At 61.4% G+C, this 511-nt stretch carries 1 protein-coding gene; it reads right to left on the bottom strand.

What is annotated here, in order from left to right:
• Positions 1-511 (bottom strand): condensation domain-containing protein (locus DB708_RS25825; RefSeq protein WP_133251063.1); only part of this gene is annotated, 511 nt, incomplete at both ends.

Below are 511 nucleotides of genomic sequence, written 5' to 3' on the forward strand. Positions count from 1 at the left end.
CACACGCCAACCCGAAAGCAATCAACAAAATGTCGTTGATCCCCGCATGAAACGCCGCCGGCACCTCACCAAGCACCATCCGAGTCGTCTCAACATCCAACGACGCCGACAACCGCCCCGCCGTGGCAAACGTATCCACCCCCGGCTCCACTGGCTCCAACACCGCCGGAGTATCCAACACCTGCTCCCACACCGGCAGCTGCGCAACAACCCCAGGCGCTAAAGCATGCTCAGCCAACACCGACGCCCACCGCTGAAACGACGACCCCGACGCCAACAACACAATCGGCGCACCGCCACGATGCTGAGCCCACCCAATATTGAGGTCTTCCAACAAAATCCGCCACGACACCCCATCAACAGCCAAGTGATGCACAATCAACACCAACTGACTCGTCGAGACCACCCACAACGCGCTCAGCATCACCCCCGCAGCCGGATCCAACCGCGACCGCGCCCCCACCAACGCCTCATCAGACAACACATCCACCGACGCCACACAACCCGCAGC

This window comes from Mycobacterium montefiorense (genome assembly GCF_003112775.1).
In the GTDB taxonomy this organism is placed as follows: Bacteria; Actinomycetota; Actinomycetes; order Mycobacteriales; family Mycobacteriaceae; genus Mycobacterium; species Mycobacterium montefiorense.